The sequence below is a fragment of the Pseudomonas sp. MH9.3 genome (genome assembly GCF_034354675.1).
Classification (GTDB): Bacteria; Pseudomonadota; Gammaproteobacteria; order Pseudomonadales; family Pseudomonadaceae; genus Aquipseudomonas.
Window position 1 is genome coordinate 5459918 of record NZ_CP133785.1, and the last position, 13580, is coordinate 5473497.

The 13580-nt window shown below is 60.5% G+C and carries 17 protein-coding genes; 9 read left to right on the top strand and 8 right to left on the bottom strand.

The features are described 5' to 3' along the window. Window positions 1–58 precede the first annotated feature (58 nt). The gene (locus RHM60_RS24395) at window positions 59–1027 is read left to right on the top strand and encodes a L,D-transpeptidase family protein (protein ID WP_231423108.1); all 969 of its coding nucleotides are present in this window, start codon (window positions 59–61) and stop codon (window positions 1025–1027) included. 111 nt (window positions 1028–1138) lie between these two features. Here the strand turns inward: RHM60_RS24395 and oprI are convergent, their stop codons facing one another. Then, complete coding sequence (gene oprI, locus RHM60_RS24400; protein WP_003172710.1) at window positions 1139–1390, bottom strand: outer membrane lipoprotei OprI; 252 nt, start codon at window positions 1388–1390, stop codon at window positions 1139–1141. A 609-nt stretch (window positions 1391–1999) separates the two neighbouring features. Between oprI and RHM60_RS24405 the strand changes: the two genes are divergently transcribed. Then, window positions 2000–2281 carry a GNAT family N-acetyltransferase gene (locus RHM60_RS24405; RefSeq protein ID WP_003233387.1) on the top strand — a complete coding sequence of 94 codons (282 nt, stop codon included), beginning with the start codon at window positions 2000–2002 and terminating at the stop codon, window positions 2279–2281. Between the two features lie 59 nt (window positions 2282–2340). On the opposite strand, the gene RHM60_RS24410 is transcribed toward RHM60_RS24405, so the two are convergent. Next, complete coding sequence (locus RHM60_RS24410) at window positions 2341–3417, bottom strand: 3-deoxy-7-phosphoheptulonate synthase (protein WP_209980475.1); 1077 nt, start codon at window positions 3415–3417, stop codon at window positions 2341–2343. Window positions 3418–3572: 155 nt separating this feature from the next. Here RHM60_RS24410 and RHM60_RS24415 point away from each other — a divergent pair, with 155 nt between their 5' ends. The 5 genes from RHM60_RS24415 (at window position 3573) to cysB (ending at window position 7462) form a co-directional block, all read left to right on the top strand. Then, complete coding sequence (locus RHM60_RS24415; protein ID WP_322213059.1) at window positions 3573–3941, top strand: thioredoxin; 369 nt, start codon at window positions 3573–3575, stop codon at window positions 3939–3941. Further along, the gene (locus RHM60_RS24420; protein ID WP_231423105.1) at window positions 3938–4891 is read left to right on the top strand and encodes a putative 2-dehydropantoate 2-reductase; all 954 of its coding nucleotides are present in this window, start codon (window positions 3938–3940) and stop codon (window positions 4889–4891) included. Before RHM60_RS24415 ends, RHM60_RS24420 begins: the two co-directional genes overlap by 4 nt. Window positions 4892–4907: 16 nt before the next feature. After that, window positions 4908–5813, top strand: coding sequence for a 5'-nucleotidase (locus RHM60_RS24425; RefSeq protein ID WP_209980481.1), 906 nt, complete (start codon window positions 4908–4910; stop codon window positions 5811–5813). 70 nt (window positions 5814–5883) lie between these two features. After that, window positions 5884–6384: a universal stress protein gene (locus RHM60_RS24430; protein WP_209980483.1), complete on the top strand. Its 501-nt coding sequence runs from the start codon at window positions 5884–5886 to the stop codon at window positions 6382–6384. 103 nt (window positions 6385–6487) lie between these two features. Next, on the top strand, window positions 6488–7462 hold the full coding sequence (cysB, locus tag RHM60_RS24435) for an HTH-type transcriptional regulator CysB (RefSeq protein ID WP_209980485.1): 975 nt from the start codon (window positions 6488–6490) through the stop codon (window positions 7460–7462). A gap of 5 nt (window positions 7463–7467) precedes the next feature. On the opposite strand, the gene RHM60_RS24440 is transcribed toward cysB, so the two are convergent. Both RHM60_RS24440 and RHM60_RS24445 read right to left on the bottom strand, forming a co-directional pair. Next, a complete protein-coding gene (locus RHM60_RS24440; protein ID WP_322213063.1) occupies window positions 7468–7950 on the bottom strand; it encodes a GreA/GreB family elongation factor in 483 nt (160 codons plus the stop codon). 5 nt (window positions 7951–7955) lie between these two features. Further along, the gene (locus RHM60_RS24445) at window positions 7956–8324 is read right to left on the bottom strand and encodes a hypothetical protein (protein ID WP_322213065.1); all 369 of its coding nucleotides are present in this window, start codon (window positions 8322–8324) and stop codon (window positions 7956–7958) included. Between the two features lie 132 nt (window positions 8325–8456). Here RHM60_RS24445 and earP point away from each other — a divergent pair, with 132 nt between their 5' ends. Both earP and RHM60_RS24455 read left to right on the top strand, forming a co-directional pair. After that, a complete protein-coding gene (gene earP / locus RHM60_RS24450) occupies window positions 8457–9590 on the top strand; it encodes an elongation factor P maturation arginine rhamnosyltransferase EarP (protein WP_322213068.1) in 1134 nt (377 codons plus the stop codon). A 49-nt stretch (window positions 9591–9639) separates the two neighbouring features. Beyond that, window positions 9640–10212: an elongation factor P gene (locus RHM60_RS24455; RefSeq protein WP_209980494.1), complete on the top strand. Its 573-nt coding sequence runs from the start codon at window positions 9640–9642 to the stop codon at window positions 10210–10212. A 78-nt stretch (window positions 10213–10290) separates the two neighbouring features. Here RHM60_RS24455 and RHM60_RS24460 read toward each other — a convergent pair whose 3' ends face one another. The 4 genes from RHM60_RS24460 to RHM60_RS24475 form a co-directional block, all read right to left on the bottom strand. Continuing rightward, window positions 10291–11307, bottom strand: a complete 1017-nt coding sequence (locus tag RHM60_RS24460) for an alpha/beta hydrolase (RefSeq protein ID WP_209980496.1) — start codon at window positions 11305–11307, stop codon at window positions 10291–10293. A 28-nt stretch (window positions 11308–11335) separates the two neighbouring features. After that, the gene (locus RHM60_RS24465) at window positions 11336–11755 is read right to left on the bottom strand and encodes an organic hydroperoxide resistance protein (protein ID WP_012722993.1); all 420 of its coding nucleotides are present in this window, start codon (window positions 11753–11755) and stop codon (window positions 11336–11338) included. A gap of 253 nt (window positions 11756–12008) precedes the next feature. Then, window positions 12009–12461 (bottom strand): MarR family transcriptional regulator, encoded by a 453-nt coding sequence (locus RHM60_RS24470; RefSeq protein WP_322213070.1) that lies wholly within the window; start codon window positions 12459–12461, stop codon window positions 12009–12011. Window positions 12462–12542: 81 nt separating this feature from the next. Continuing rightward, window positions 12543–13493: a LysR family transcriptional regulator gene (locus RHM60_RS24475; RefSeq protein WP_322213072.1), complete on the bottom strand. Its 951-nt coding sequence runs from the start codon at window positions 13491–13493 to the stop codon at window positions 12543–12545. Between the last annotated feature and the right edge of the window lie 87 nt (window positions 13494–13580).

Below are 13580 nucleotides of genomic sequence, written 5' to 3' on the forward strand. Positions count from 1 at the left end.
CCGCTTCACGTATACAATCGAACTTTACCTCCCCGTCGTTCTGCGAAGGATTTTCCGGATGTTGTCGCGCCTCTCCGTCGTCACCTGCTGCCTGTCTCTTGCTGCCCTCTGCGCGGCCGGTTCCGCAGCGGCGTTGCAGTTGCCCTTGCCGCCGCCGGGCGAAGACATTGTCGGCCAGGTCCAGGTGATCAAGGCCAAGTATGAAGACACCTTCGCCGACCTGGGCACCACCTACGACCTGGGTTACTCGGAGATGGTCGCCGCCAACCCGGGGGTGGATGCGTGGTTGCCGGGAGCGGGCACCGAAATCGTGCTGCCGACCCGCTTCATCCTGCCGCCGGGCCCGCGCGAAGGCATTGTGATCAACCTGGCTGAGTACCGTCTCTACTATTTCCCCAAGGGCCAGAACGTGGTCTACACCTTCCCGCTGGGGATTGGACGTGAAGGCTGGGGCTCACCGATTGCTCACACCAGCATCATCGCCAAGACGCCGAACCCGACCTGGACGCCGCCCGCGTCGATCAAGGCCGAGCACGCCGCCAACGGTGATCCGTTGCCCAACGTGGTGCCTGCGGGGCCGGACAACCCTTTGGGGCCGTTCAAGTTCACCCTCGGCACACCGGGTTACCTGATCCACGGGTCCAACATGAAGTTCGGCATCGGCACCCGCACCAGCCACGGTTGCTTCCGCATGTTCAATAACAATGTGCTGGAAATGGCGGACATGGTGCCGGTGGGCACTTCAGTGCGCATCATCAATGATGCCTACAAGTTCGGCAGCAGCGGCGGCAAGGTCTATCTCGAGGCGCATACGCCGCTGAACGACGACGGCACGCCATCGGTGGTCGACAAGCACACGGCAGTGATCAATGCCCTGCTCAAGCGCGAAGACCTGGCCAACACGTTGCGGGTGAACTGGGATCAGGTGCGTGACGTGGTTGCCGCAGAGGATGGCCTGCCGACTGAAATCGGTGTACCGGGTGGGGCGCCGATGGCGTCGAGTACGCCGATCGATCTGCAGCAATAAAAAAACCTGTGGGAGGGGACCGGTGCAAGTCCGGAACCTTACACAGGAAATCCGGGCAATAAAAAAGCCGATCCAAACAGGGATCGGCTTGATAACAACCCCGAAGGATTATTACTTGCGGCTTGCTTTTTCAAGCATGCGCAGAGCGCGCTCGTTAGCTTCGTCAGCAGTCTGTTGTGCTTTTTGAGCAGCAGCCAGCGCTTCATCAGCTTTACGGTAGGCTTCGTCTGCACGAGCCTGGGAGCGAGCTGCTGCGTCTTCAGTTGCAGTCAGACGAGCTTCGGTTTCTTTGGAGACGCTGCTGCAACCGGTAGCCAGAACTGCGGCCAGAGCCAGAGCAGAGAATTTCAGAACGTTGTTCATCGTGTTCCCCTTCAAGGACTTTCTATTAAATGACTATTGTCTCAGAGTGAGCTAATAGCCGGCGTACATACTACCCATTACTTGTAGTAAGTAAACTGACGTTGCGCAAGAAGCAGAAAAAATTCTTGCGCGGAATCTGTGCTGGCTGGTCGTATGGCGGTTCGTATAACAAACGTCCGCTGCCTTACAGTCTGCCTAACATTGGATCCAGCCTGAAAGGGCCGGCCCGCATGCTTCAAACCGTGTATGTAGATGAAATTTTATATATCCAGCTCGGTACTTTCGTGCCGTGTGCCTTTACCGCCGGCGGCATCTTTCACGCCTCTAGAGGTGACTTTAAGAGCGGCAGTTCGTCTTAAGGTTCAACTGCCGGCGTTGTTCAGGCTTTCGGTCACAGGTATCGAAGCCCAGTCTATATCCGCCCATGGCAGGGAATGACGAGTGCACCTTGAGCAATGGCAGGTTTGGTGCCTACTATTTCCAAGTGCAGGGTGTGAGCGCCAGAGGTTTTCTCGTTGTCGAAACCGGCACGGGGTGGCGTAGATGTTTCTTCGCCGGAAAAACATCGGTAAGGTAGGGGTCAGAATCAAAGACCCGCGAGGAGTAGTGATGAGCGAGGCGTTGTCCATCCACCATGACCAGGCTGGTCATCAGTTCGAGACCAATGTGGACGGTCATCGTGCCTACCTGACCTACATGGACCTCGGGAAGCAGACCCTGGATATCTATCGCACCTTCGTGCCCAACGCGCTGCGCGGTCGTGGCATCGCCGCGGCGTTGACCGAAGAGGCGTTGAAGTTCGCCGAAGAGTCCGGCTATACAGTAATTCCGTCTTGCTCCTATGTGGAGCGCTACATGGAGCGTCACCAGCGCCATGCCGCCAAGCTCTGAGCGAGCCGCCATAAAAAACGCCGGGTAAACCCCGGCGTTTTTGTGTGCGCAGTTCAGCTTCAGGTGCGTTTGCGCTTGGGCAATACATCCTTGAGCTTGGCATGCATGCTGCGCAGAGTGGTCTCGGTGGCAGACCAGTCGATGCAGGCGTCGGTGATCGACACGCCGTATTGCAGGTCGGCGAGGTCTTTTGGAATCGCCTGGCAACCCCAGTTCAGATGGCTTTCGACCATCAGGCCGATGATCGACTGATTGCCTTCGAGGATCTGGTTGGCGACGTTCTCCATCACCAATGGTTGCAGGGCCGGGTCCTTGTTGGAGTTGGCGTGGCTGCAATCGACCATGATGTTCGGCTTGATGCTGGCCTTGTTCAGCGCCTGCTCGCACAGGGCAACGCTGACCGAATCATAGTTGGGCTTGCCGTTGCCGCCGCGCAGCACCACATGGCCGTAGGCATTGCCCTTGGTGGTGACGATGGACACGCCACCTTCCTGGTTGATGCCCAGGAAACGGTGCGGGCTGGACACCGACTGCAGCGCGTTGATCGCCACGGTCAGACCGCCGTCGGTGCCGTTCTTGAAGCCCACGGCCGAGGACAGGCCGGACGCCATTTCCCGGTGGGTCTGGGATTCGGTGGTACGCGCGCCAATGGCCGACCAGCTGATCAGGTCCTGCAGGTACTGCGGGGAGATCGGGTCGAGCGCTTCGGTCGCGGTCGGCAGGCCCATTTCGGCCAGGTCCAGCAGCAACTTGCGACCGATGTGCAAGCCATCCTGGATCTTGAACGAGTCGTCCAGGTACGGGTCGTTGATCAAGCCTTTCCAGCCGACGGTGGTACGCGGCTTCTCGAAATACACGCGCATGACCAGGTACAGGGTGTCGGACACTTCCGCCGCCAGTACCTTGAGACGCTCGGCGTATTCGTGGGCAGCCTTGAGGTCGTGGATCGAGCAGGGGCCGATCACCACGAAGAGGCGGTGGTCGGTGCCGTCGAGAATGTCACGGATGACTTCGCGACCCTTGGTGACGGTCTGCAGGGCAGCGTCGCTCAGGGGGATTTCGCGCTTGAGCTGATCGGGCGTGATCAGGGTCTCGTTGGATTCGACGTTCAGGTCGTTGATCGGTAAATCAGCCATCGTGTTACTCGTCAGGGTCACGGGTGCCGGCCGCCAGCCATCCCCGTGCGGCGGAGCACAGCATGATTTGGATGCAAGGGGGGAGGAACCTTAGCGCGTAACCGGGCTGCGCGACAATGGGCAATTGTGCGCCGCGCGGGCCGGCCTGCTAGTGTATGGCCTGCTTGAGGCCCCCCACAGGAGATCGCGTGGAAGAGTTGCAGCTGTCCGATTTTGATATTGATCGTCAATTGCTGGCGCTGCCGGGGGCATCGCTGCTGATATTCACTGGCGACGGCTGCTCCAGTTGTCGCTGGGCGCGCCAGCAGTTGCCAGGCTGGAATCTGCCGGTGGCGCGGTTGTGCTGGGTCAATGCCGGGCACAATGGCGGCGCGGTCGAGCGCTACCAGATCTTTCATTTGCCCGCGCTGTTCGTGGTGTGCGAGGGTCAGTTCCTTGGGCAGATTCATACACGTCTTGCGCCCGTCGACATCAGCGAAGCCATCACGACAGCGCTCAGTCGCACTCCGGAGGATTTGCCATGACAGCACAGTCGCCACGTATAGGCATTATCGGCACCGGTGCCATCGGCGGTTTTTATGGCCTGATGCTGGCCCGCGCCGGATTCGACGTGCACTTCCTGTTGCGCAGTGAATACGCCGCCGTCAGAGACCGTGGCCTGCACGTCAACAGCAGCATCCATGGGGCATTGAAACTGCATCCGGTGCAGGCCTACGCCAATGCCGCCGACATGCCGCCGTGCGACTGGCTGCTGGTGGGCACCAAGTCCACCGGCAATGTCGAACTGGCGCCCACGCTGGCCCAGGTGGCCGCGCCGGGTGCCAAGGTGGTGCTGCTGCAAAACGGCCTGGATGTGGAAGACAGCCTGCGCGAACATTTGCCGGCCTCACTGCATCTGCTCGGCGGCCTGTGTTATATCGGCGTGTACCGCTCCGCGCCCGGGGTGATCGAGCATCAGGCATTGGGCCGGGTCAATCTGGGCTATCACAGCGGTACGGCCGCCAACGACGAGGCCCTTCAGCAAATGATCGTGGAAGAGGGCGCGGCGCTGTTCCATCAGGCAGGCATCGAGTCCCAGGCCATGGCCAGTGTGCACCTGGCGCGTTGGCACAAGCTGGTGTGGAACGTGCCGTTCAATGGTCTTTCGGTGTTGCTGGGCACGGGGACCACGGCGCTGATGGCGGATGAGTCCAGCCGCGAGTTGATTCAGGCCCTGATGGTCGAAGTGATCAAGGGCGCGCATGCCTGCGGCCACGATATCCCGGCCAGCTATGCCGGGCAGATGTTCGCCATGACCGAAACCATGGACGATTACCTGCCCAGCATGTATCACGACCACCTGCACAAGCGCCCGCTGGAACTGGCGGCGATCTACGCCCGGCCACTGGCGGCCGCCAAGGCAGCCGGCTGCGAGCTGCCGCGCATGCAGGCGCTGTACCAGGCCTTGAGTTTTATTGATCGGCATAACCGCTGATTGGGGGGGAGAGCAGATGGCGAAGGGATTGGGCGACAAACTGGTGCTGGCGATTTCATCGCGGGCACTGTTCGACCTGAGCGAGAGCCACAAGGTCTACCTCGCCGAAGGGGTCGAGCCGTACCGCAAGTACCAGATCGAGCACGAGGAGGAAATCCTCGAACCCGGCGATGCCTTCCCGCTGGTGAACAAGTTGCTCAGCCTCAATGCCCGCCTGGGCCGGGCTCGGGTTGAAGTGGTGCTGGTGTCGCGCAACAGCGCCGACACCGGCCTGCGCGTGTTCAACTCGATCCAGCATTACGGTCTGGATATTTCCCGCGCCGCTTTCGCAGGCGGTCGTAGCCCCTATCCTTATCTGGCCGCCTTTGGTTGCCATCTGTTTCTTTCCACCCATGCTGAAGATGTGCGCAGTGCCCTCGATGCCGGGTTCGCTGCGGCGACGATCCTGTCGGGCGGCCCGCGTCGGGCCATGAGCGAGGAGCTGCGCATCGCGTTCGACGGCGACGCGGTGCTGTTTTCCGATGAGTCCGAGCGGGTTTACCAGAGCGGTGGGTTGGCGGCGTTCCAGGCCAATGAGCGCGAGTCGGCGCGCCAGCCGTTGCATGGCGGGCCGTTCAAGGGCTTTCTGGCGGCACTCAATTTATTGCAACGCGAGTTTCCTGACGAAGCCTGTCCGATCCGCACTGCGCTGGTCACCGCGCGTTCGGCGCCGTCCCATGAGCGGGTGATTCGCACCCTGCGTGAATGGGACATCCGCCTGGACGAGTCGCTGTTCCTCGGCGGCCTGGAAAAAGCCGCGTTTCTCGAAGCGTTTGCCGCCGATGTGTTTTTCGATGACCAGGCCGGTCATTGCGAGAAGGCCAGGGAGGTGGTGGCCACCGGGCACGTGCCCCACGGCATCAGCAACGAGGTCAAGGTGTGAGTCGGCCGAACTCTGTGCGGCGCTGCTAAGCTGAGTCAATCTTCGCCATCCTGGCAGCCCAGGGGGTTCTATGATTCGTTCGATGCTGTACGCCACGGACCTCGGCCTGTATGCGCCTTACGTGATGCAACATGCGTTGGCACTGGCGCGCACGTTCAAGGCTGACTTGTATGTGATTCATGTGGTCGAGCCCATCGGGCTGTTCGCCGAGTCGGTGCTGCAAAGCTACCTTGACGAGCAGGCTTTAAGTGAATGGCAGAACCAGGGGCTGACCACTGTGATAGCGACCATCGAACAGCGCGTGCAGGACAGTTTTCGCGAGGAGTTGGGGGATGGGGAACAGGACCTGAAGGTGATCCGCTCGGTAAAGGTGATCCAGGGCGATCCTTGCGACGTGATACTCGACCAGTTGCGCAAACTGTCCGTCGACCTGCTTATCCTCGGCAGTCACAGCCATGCAACGACGGCGGCGACGCCTTTGGGTCGCACCGCCACGCGGGTATTGCAGCTGTCGACGGTTCCCGTTTACATGGTGCCGTCGCTGCGGCGTCGACGCAGTGAAGAAATATGATCGCTGGAATAAATAAAAAGTTCTAGATTTATCTGTCTGACCTTTAATATAGTTATATACCGTCGCTGATACCCGTGGCGTCTATCTGCTTTGAGGGACACATATGAAGCTCCAACAACTGCGCTACATCTGGGAAGTGGCGCACCACGACCTCAACGTTTCCGCTACCGCTCAAAGCCTTTACACCTCGCAACCGGGTATCAGCAAGCAGATCCGCCTGCTCGAAGACGAGCTTGGCGTGGAAGTGTTCGCACGCAGCGGCAAGCACCTGACCCGCGTCACTCCCGCCGGTGAGCGCATTATCACCACTGCCGGCGAGATCCTGCGCAAAGTCGAAAGCATCAAGCAGATCGCCCAGGAGTTCTCCAACGAGAAGAAGGGCACGCTGTCCATCGCCACCACCCATACCCAGGCACGCTATGCCTTGCCGCCGGTGATCCGCGACTTCATCAAGCAGTACCCGGACGTCGCGCTGCACATGCACCAGGGCTCGCCGATGCAGATCGCCGAGATGGCCGCGGACGGGACCGTTGATTTCGCGATTGCCACTGAGGCGCTGGAACTGTTCGGCGACCTGGTGATGATGCCGTGCTACCGCTGGAACCGCTGCGTGGTAGTGCCTCAGGGCCATCCGTTGGCCAAACTGCCGAAATTGACCCTCGAGGCCCTGGCCGAATACCCGATCGTGACTTACGTGTTCGGCTTCACCGGCCGCTCCAAGCTCGACGAGGCGTTCAGCCATCGCGGCCTGACGCCGAAAGTGGTCTTCACCGCCGCCGATGCCGACGTGATCAAAACTTACGTGCGCCTTGGCCTGGGCGTGGGGATCGTGGCAAAAATGGCGGTCGACACCCAGCTCGACAAAGACCTTGTGGTGCTTGATGCCAGCGAGTTGTTCGAGTCCAGCGTGACCAAGATCGGTTTCCGCCGTGGCACCTTCCTGCGCGGTTTCATGTGCGACTTCATCGAGAAGTTTGCGCCGCACCTGACCCGCGAGGTCATGGCCAAGGCCATTCAGTGCCACAACAAGCAGGAACTGGAAGAGTTGTTCGCCGGCGTTGAATTGCCCGTTCATTAAAGCGTTTATCTGGCCTCGGTAACCGTAAAGTGTTGCCGGGCGCCTGCCACCAGAATCTCCACCTCATCCCCTTCGAACTTGCCCAGCAGGCTTTTGCCCAAGGGCGAGCGCGGGGTGATGACGGTCACCGGTTGCCCGACCACATCCACCTTCAGGCCCGCCGCATCCGGTGCGAGGAACAGCCATTGCTGGCGTCCGTTCTCGTCTTCCAGGCCCAGCAGCGCGCCGACCTCCACCCCACGTCGATCATCGTAGGCTCGCAGTGGCAGGTTCTGGCACAGCGCCAGCGATTGTTTGATTTCCTCGACCCGCCGGGCCTGTCCGGCCGCCAGGTAGGACGCCTCCAGGCCCAGGGTGTCGTACTTGTTCTCGGCGATGTTTTCTTCGTGGGTTGCGGTTTCGTAAGCGGTCTGCGCGGCGCGCTGGGCGATGTCCAGGTCGACGGCGAGCTTGTCCAGAATCAGCTGGAGCACGGCGCGTTTATTCATGGTGATCAGTCGCAGAGTTGCAGCACATTGGCGCGGGTCTTTTCAGTCGGTGCATTCTGGTCCTGTTGCAGCCAGAACTGGCATTTGGGGTTGGACAGGTTGCGCGGGTTGCTGCGCGCCTGCTCCAGGGTCTGTTGCTGTTCCTGTCTCTGCAGGTTCTGCTGGTACTGCTCGAACATACGGTTGGGCGGCTCCGGCGCAGCGGCCGCCGGTTTGCCCAACTGTTGGACCGCCTCGGCCACAGGCGCGAGGCTCTGCGCGAAGAGGTAGCGGGACGCCAGCCAGGTGGTCAGCGCAATGGCGATGAACCCCAGCCACATGCCCAGGGCGATGGCGATGCAGAGCTTGAGCAGCGACAACGGACGATCAGTCATGGTGGCCTCCCGGCGGGCATTGACGGCGTAGCGGCGATTGTCGCACAGCCACTGTGCAGAATAATCGCGATCAAGCCTTCTGCATCCGGGCATTTATGCGGACAATCGAGCCTTTGAGCGTTGGAGCCCGGAATGAAAGCCCGCTGGGATATATTTTGCAGTGTCGTCGACAACTACGGCGACATCGGCGTGACCTGGCGCCTGGCCCGGCAATTGGTGGCCGAACACGCGTGTGATGTGCGCCTGTGGGTCGACGACTTGCGCGCGTTCGAGCGCATGTGCCCCGAGATCGATGTGCAGTTGAGTCAGCAATGGCAAGCGGGCGTTGACGTGCGCCACTGGCCGGCCGAGTGGCCGGCAACGTCGGCAGCCGATGTGGTGATTGCCGCGTTCGCTTGCCAGTTGCCACCGGACTATATGGAAGCCATGGCTGCCTGCGCACGCACGCCGTTGTGGATGAACCTGGATTACCTGAGCGCCGAAGACTGGGTGGTGGGGTGTCATCGGCTGCCGTCGGTGAAGTTCAAGGGCGTGCAGAAGTACTTCTTTTTCCCGGGCTTTCGTCCGGGCACCGGGGGCCTGTTGCGTGAGGCTGGATTGCTGGACCAGCGTCAGGCGTTTCAGCGGGATGCCGTGGCACGGGAAACTTTCCTGCGCGATATGGGCGTATTTCCCGCCACCGATGCGCAACTGATCTCGCTGTTCGCCTACGAAAACGCCGGGCTGGCCGCTTGGCTCGACGTGTTGTCGACGGAAGGGCGTGCCACCCATCTGTTGGTGCCTGAAGGGCGCATCCTCGGCGAAGTGCAGCGCTGGCTCGGCGTGCAGGGGCTGGCGGCGGGGGCTGTGCATCAGCGCGGCGCGCTGACCGTGCAGGTGCTGCCGTTCGTGCCCCAGGCGCACTACGACCGACTGCTGTGGTGCTGCGACTTTAATGCGGTGCGCGGCGAAGACTCGTTCGTGCGTGCCCAATGGGCCGGGCGCCCGTTGTTGTGGCACATCTACCGCCAGGATGAAGACATTCACCTCGACAAGCTCGATGCCTTCCTGGCGCTGTACACCGCCGCGTTGTCACCGGCCCCAAGGACTGCGCTGATCGAGATGTGGCAAGTCTGGAACGCCGGGGGCGATATGGCCCAGGCGTGGAAAAAACTGCTGGAACACTGGCCTGAAGTCAGTCGACACGCTGAATCCTGGTGTCTGGAACAAGGCTTGCAGGCCGATCTTGCGACGGCGCTGGTACAGTTTTATGAAAGTTGGATATGATACGCCACCTTGATTTTTGTAAATCCCATCCAAATTTCGGATATACGCAATGAAAACTGGTAAAGAGCTGAAACCCGGTACCGTCATCAAGCTCGAAAACGACCCTTGGTTGGTTCAGAAAGCTGAGTTCACCAAGTCTGGTCGTAACAGCGCAATCATGAAGACCAAGCTGAAGAACCTGCTGACCGGCTACAAGACCGAGATCGTCTACAGCGCCGATGACAAACTGGACGACGTGATCCTCGACCGCAAAGAAGCGACCCTGTCCTTCATCAGCGGCGACACCTACACGTTCATGGACACCACCGACTACACCATGTACGAGCTGAACGCTGAAGATATTGAAGCCGTTCTGCCGTTCATCGAAGAAGGCATGGAAGACGTCTGCGAAGCGATCTTCTTCGAAGAGCGCCTGGTTTCCGTAGAGCTGCCGACCACCATCGTGCGTAAAGTTGCCTACACCGAAGGTTCCGCTCGCGGCGACACTTCCGGCAAGGTGATGAAGCCTGCCAAACTGGCTAACGGTACCGAGCTGCAAGTGGCCGATTTCATCGAAATCGACGACCTGATCGAGATCGACACCCGTGAAGGTGGTTCGTACAAAGGTCGCGCCAAGAAGTAATTCTGGCCCTGCCGATACGAAAAAAAGCCCGACCTTGAGTCGGGCTTTTTCATGGGCGTCATCTTTACTTCGCCGGGCTTACTTGAGGTGTTGCTTGAGTTCGTCCGACGCTTGCAGCAAGGCCGAACGTACCGCCGGCACCTGGCTGACCACGTTAAGCAGGCCGTAGTCGTGGATCATGCCGTTGTAGCGCACGGCGGTGACCGGTACACCGGCCTGGTCCAACTTGCGTGCATAGGCTTCGCCTTCATCACGCAGCACGTCCGCACCGGCGGTCTGGATCAGCGCGGGTGGCAGCCCTTTGAGCTGATCAGTCGTGGCCCGCAGTGGCGAGGCATAGACCTCGGCGCGCTGGTTGGCGTCGGTGGTGTAGTTGTCCCAGAACCACTTCATCATGTTGCGGGTGAGGAAATGCCCTTCGGCATACTGGTTGTAGGAACCGGTGTCAAAGTTGGCGTCGGTCACTGGCCACAACAACAGCTGGAACTTGATCGCCGGCGTGCCCTTGTCCTTGGCCATCAGGCTGACCACCGCCGCCATGTTGCCGCCGACACTGTTGCCCGCAACCGCCAGGCGCTTGCCGTCGACGTTGATCTCTTTGCCGTGTTCGGCGACCCACTTCGTTGCGCCGTAGGCCTGGTTGATCGCCACCGGGTAATGCGCTTCCGGCGAAGGCGTGTAATTGACAAACACCGCGACAGCCCCCGAACCCACCACCAAATCCCGCACCAGGCGTTCATGGGTCGGGTAATCCCCCAGCACCCAGCCGCCGCCGTGGAAAAACATGAACACCGGCAATGTACCCTTGACCCCGGCTGGCCGCACGATGGTCAGGTCCAGCGGCTGGCCATCGACCTGGATGGTCTTCTGGCTCACATCCGCCTTGGGCAGGGTCAGCTTCACACCGGCCTGGGCGCCGGTCAGTACAGCGCGGGCGTCCTTCGGCGTCAGTTGTTCCATCGGTTTACCGGTGCCTGCGTTCAACACATCCAGAAAGGCCTGGGTGTTGTGTTCGACCTCACCGGTCGCCGCAAAGGCGTTGGTGATGGACAGGGCGAGCAGGGTGCCGGTGAGCGCTTTACCAATTGTGTTCATTTCTTTCTCCAGGGGCGGCCGAGGTCATTTAGACGGTTACGTGCAGGCGCACATCGACGTTGCCACGGGTGGCGTTGGAGTACGGGCAGACTTGGTGAGCCGCGTCGACCAGGCTTTGCGCATCGTCCTGGGCCAGGCCCGGCAGGCTGATGTGCAGGTCGATGTCCAGGCCGAAACCGCCAGTGATCTGGCCGATGCCGACGTGGGCAGTGATCGAAGCGTCATCCGGGATTTTGCGTTTGGTCTGGCTGGCGACGAATTTCAGTGCACCGATAAAGCAGGCCGAATAGCCGGCAGCGAACAATTGTTCAGGGTTGGTGGCCTGGCCACCGGCGCCGCCCAATTCCTTGGGCGTGGAGAGTTTTACGTCGAGGATGTTGTCGCTGGAAACAGCACGACCATCACGGCCGCCGGTGGCGGTGGCTACTGCGGTATAGAGAGTTTGCATGGTGTCGTCCTCTGCGTGTTATGCGCTAAATGTTTGCGCGCTAATTAGTTGGCGAGTTGAATGTATAGCGACAATGTTTAGCGCGCAAGATAAATTTACAAAAATGTTTTAGGTTTTGAATAATGACGCGCCGCAGAACCCAATGTGGGAGCGGGCTTGCTCGCGAAAACGGTGTATCAGTGAATAAATTCAGTGACTGACACTGCGCCTTCGCCAGCAAGCCCGCTCCCACATTTTTGGTGCTTTGGTGCCTTTAGATTGCGTTCTGCAGATGACTGCGCAGAGCAACCAAGTCAGCCTGCAACTGGCGCAATTGCTCAAGCTCAAGGCCGCTGGCGCCGAGGATGCACTGCGGAATGCCCATGGCTTTTTCCTGCAAGGCGCGGCCGGCGGTAGTCAATTCCACCACCACCACGCGCTCGTCTTCACGGCTGCGCGTGCGGCTAAGCAGGCCTTCGGCTTCCAGGCGCTTGAGCAGCGGGGTGAGGGAGCCCGGGTCGGTCAACAGGCGGCTGCTGATTTCGCCGACGGTCAAACCATCCTCTTCCCACAGCACCATCATCGCCAGGTACTGCGGGTACGTCAGGCCGAGGGCTTGCAGCAGAGGCTTGTAGACCTTGGTCATCAGCAGCGAGGTGGAGTGCAGGGCGAAACACAGCTGGTTATCCAGCAGCAGGGATTCGCAAGGGTCAGGATTTTTGCTCATGGCGGTGCCTCGAAAAAAGCGTATCTGGCCTGGAATCTAGCGGGCAAACCTTTAATGCGCCAGATAATTCTGTCCAGTCGGTCAGACCAAGCCACTTTGCAGGGCCAGATCCCAGGGAGGGACCGGGCTGAATCGGGATTTCAGGTATTCCAGCAACAATCGACTGCGCGCATTGGGCTGTTGCTCCAGACGCAGCGCGTAAATCCCGGTGGTTTCCGGGCTAGGCAGGCCGCCTTCGCAGAACAGCGGCAAGAGCTCGCCGCGCACCAGGTACTCACTGGCCAGCCAGGTCGGCAGGTGGGCGATCCCCAGCCCGGCGAGCGCGCCGGACAACAGTGCTTCGGCATTGTTGGCGCTCATGCGGATGCGCTGCGGGCGACAGGTGGCGCGGCGCCCGTCCAGTTCAAAGCGCCAAGCGAACATCGGTGCCAGGCCGTCCCAGTCCAGGCCGTCATGCTCGCTCAGCTCGCGAGGGTGGGTGGGCGTGCCGCGGCTTTTCAGGTACGCCGGGCTGGCGCAAGCGATACGCACGATGCTCGCCAGGGGCGTAGCGATCAGCCGGGTATCGACGATATGCCCGGCACGCAGCACCAGGTCGACCTTGCCCAGGTGCGCGCCCTGCATATCAACAAAACTGTCGATCAAATGCAGGTGCACGTCCAGCCCAGGGTACACGTTCAAAAAGTCGGCGATTACTGGCGCCAAGTGGCGTCGGCCGAAGGCTGCCGGCGCGTCTACGCGAATCAGGCCTTCCGGCGCATGGCTCAGGGACACCGCCTCGGCCCGTGCCAATTGCAACTCGGTGACAATCCTGCGCGCTCGTTCGGCAAAAGCCAGGCCCGCGGGGGTGGGCACCACCGCATGGGTGCTGCGCTGAAACAAGCGGCTGCCCACCGAGCTTTCCAGGTTGTCGATGCGCCGAGCCACTGCCGAAGGCGTCAGCGGATGGCGCCGTGCGGCGGCAGAAAAGCTGCCGGTTTCCAGTACGTCGAGAAACAGGCCCAGTTGATCGGTCAGGGTGTTCGGGTTCATGGGCGAAGGCTTATGCGAGATTGGCATAGCCATTGTGCGTTGCTGTGCGTTTCCACGCTATAGCCGACTGCGTAGCATGCAAGGCTT

Excerpts from the sequence above, each read along its gene's own strand:
- RHM60_RS24395 (WP_231423108.1), top strand. The coding sequence starts at position 59 with ATGTTGTCGCGCCTCTCCGTCGTCACCTGCTGCCTGTCTCTTGCTGCC.
- oprI (WP_003172710.1), bottom strand. The coding sequence starts at position 1,390 with ATGAACAACGTTCTGAAATTCTCTGCTCTGGCTCTGGCCGCAGTTCTG.
- RHM60_RS24405 (WP_003233387.1), top strand. The coding sequence starts at position 2,000 with ATGAGCGAGGCGTTGTCCATCCACCATGACCAGGCTGGTCATCAGTTC.
- RHM60_RS24410 (WP_209980475.1), bottom strand. The coding sequence starts at position 3,417 with ATGGCTGATTTACCGATCAACGACCTGAACGTCGAATCCAACGAGACC.
- RHM60_RS24415 (WP_322213059.1), top strand. The coding sequence starts at position 3,573 with ATGGCCTGCTTGAGGCCCCCCACAGGAGATCGCGTGGAAGAGTTGCAG.
- RHM60_RS24420 (WP_231423105.1), top strand. The coding sequence starts at position 3,938 with ATGACAGCACAGTCGCCACGTATAGGCATTATCGGCACCGGTGCCATC.
- RHM60_RS24425 (WP_209980481.1), top strand. The coding sequence starts at position 4,908 with ATGGCGAAGGGATTGGGCGACAAACTGGTGCTGGCGATTTCATCGCGG.
- RHM60_RS24430 (WP_209980483.1), top strand. The coding sequence starts at position 5,884 with ATGATTCGTTCGATGCTGTACGCCACGGACCTCGGCCTGTATGCGCCT.
- cysB (WP_209980485.1), top strand. The coding sequence starts at position 6,488 with ATGAAGCTCCAACAACTGCGCTACATCTGGGAAGTGGCGCACCACGAC.
- RHM60_RS24440 (WP_322213063.1), bottom strand. The coding sequence starts at position 7,950 with ATGAATAAACGCGCCGTGCTCCAGCTGATTCTGGACAAGCTCGCCGTC.
- RHM60_RS24445 (WP_322213065.1), bottom strand. The coding sequence starts at position 8,324 with ATGACTGATCGTCCGTTGTCGCTGCTCAAGCTCTGCATCGCCATCGCC.
- earP (WP_322213068.1), top strand. The coding sequence starts at position 8,457 with ATGAAAGCCCGCTGGGATATATTTTGCAGTGTCGTCGACAACTACGGC.
- RHM60_RS24455 (WP_209980494.1), top strand. The coding sequence starts at position 9,640 with ATGAAAACTGGTAAAGAGCTGAAACCCGGTACCGTCATCAAGCTCGAA.
- RHM60_RS24460 (WP_209980496.1), bottom strand. The coding sequence starts at position 11,307 with ATGAACACAATTGGTAAAGCGCTCACCGGCACCCTGCTCGCCCTGTCC.
- RHM60_RS24465 (WP_012722993.1), bottom strand. The coding sequence starts at position 11,755 with ATGCAAACTCTCTATACCGCAGTAGCCACCGCCACCGGCGGCCGTGAT.
- RHM60_RS24470 (WP_322213070.1), bottom strand. The coding sequence starts at position 12,461 with ATGAGCAAAAATCCTGACCCTTGCGAATCCCTGCTGCTGGATAACCAG.
- RHM60_RS24475 (WP_322213072.1), bottom strand. The coding sequence starts at position 13,493 with ATGAACCCGAACACCCTGACCGATCAACTGGGCCTGTTTCTCGACGTA.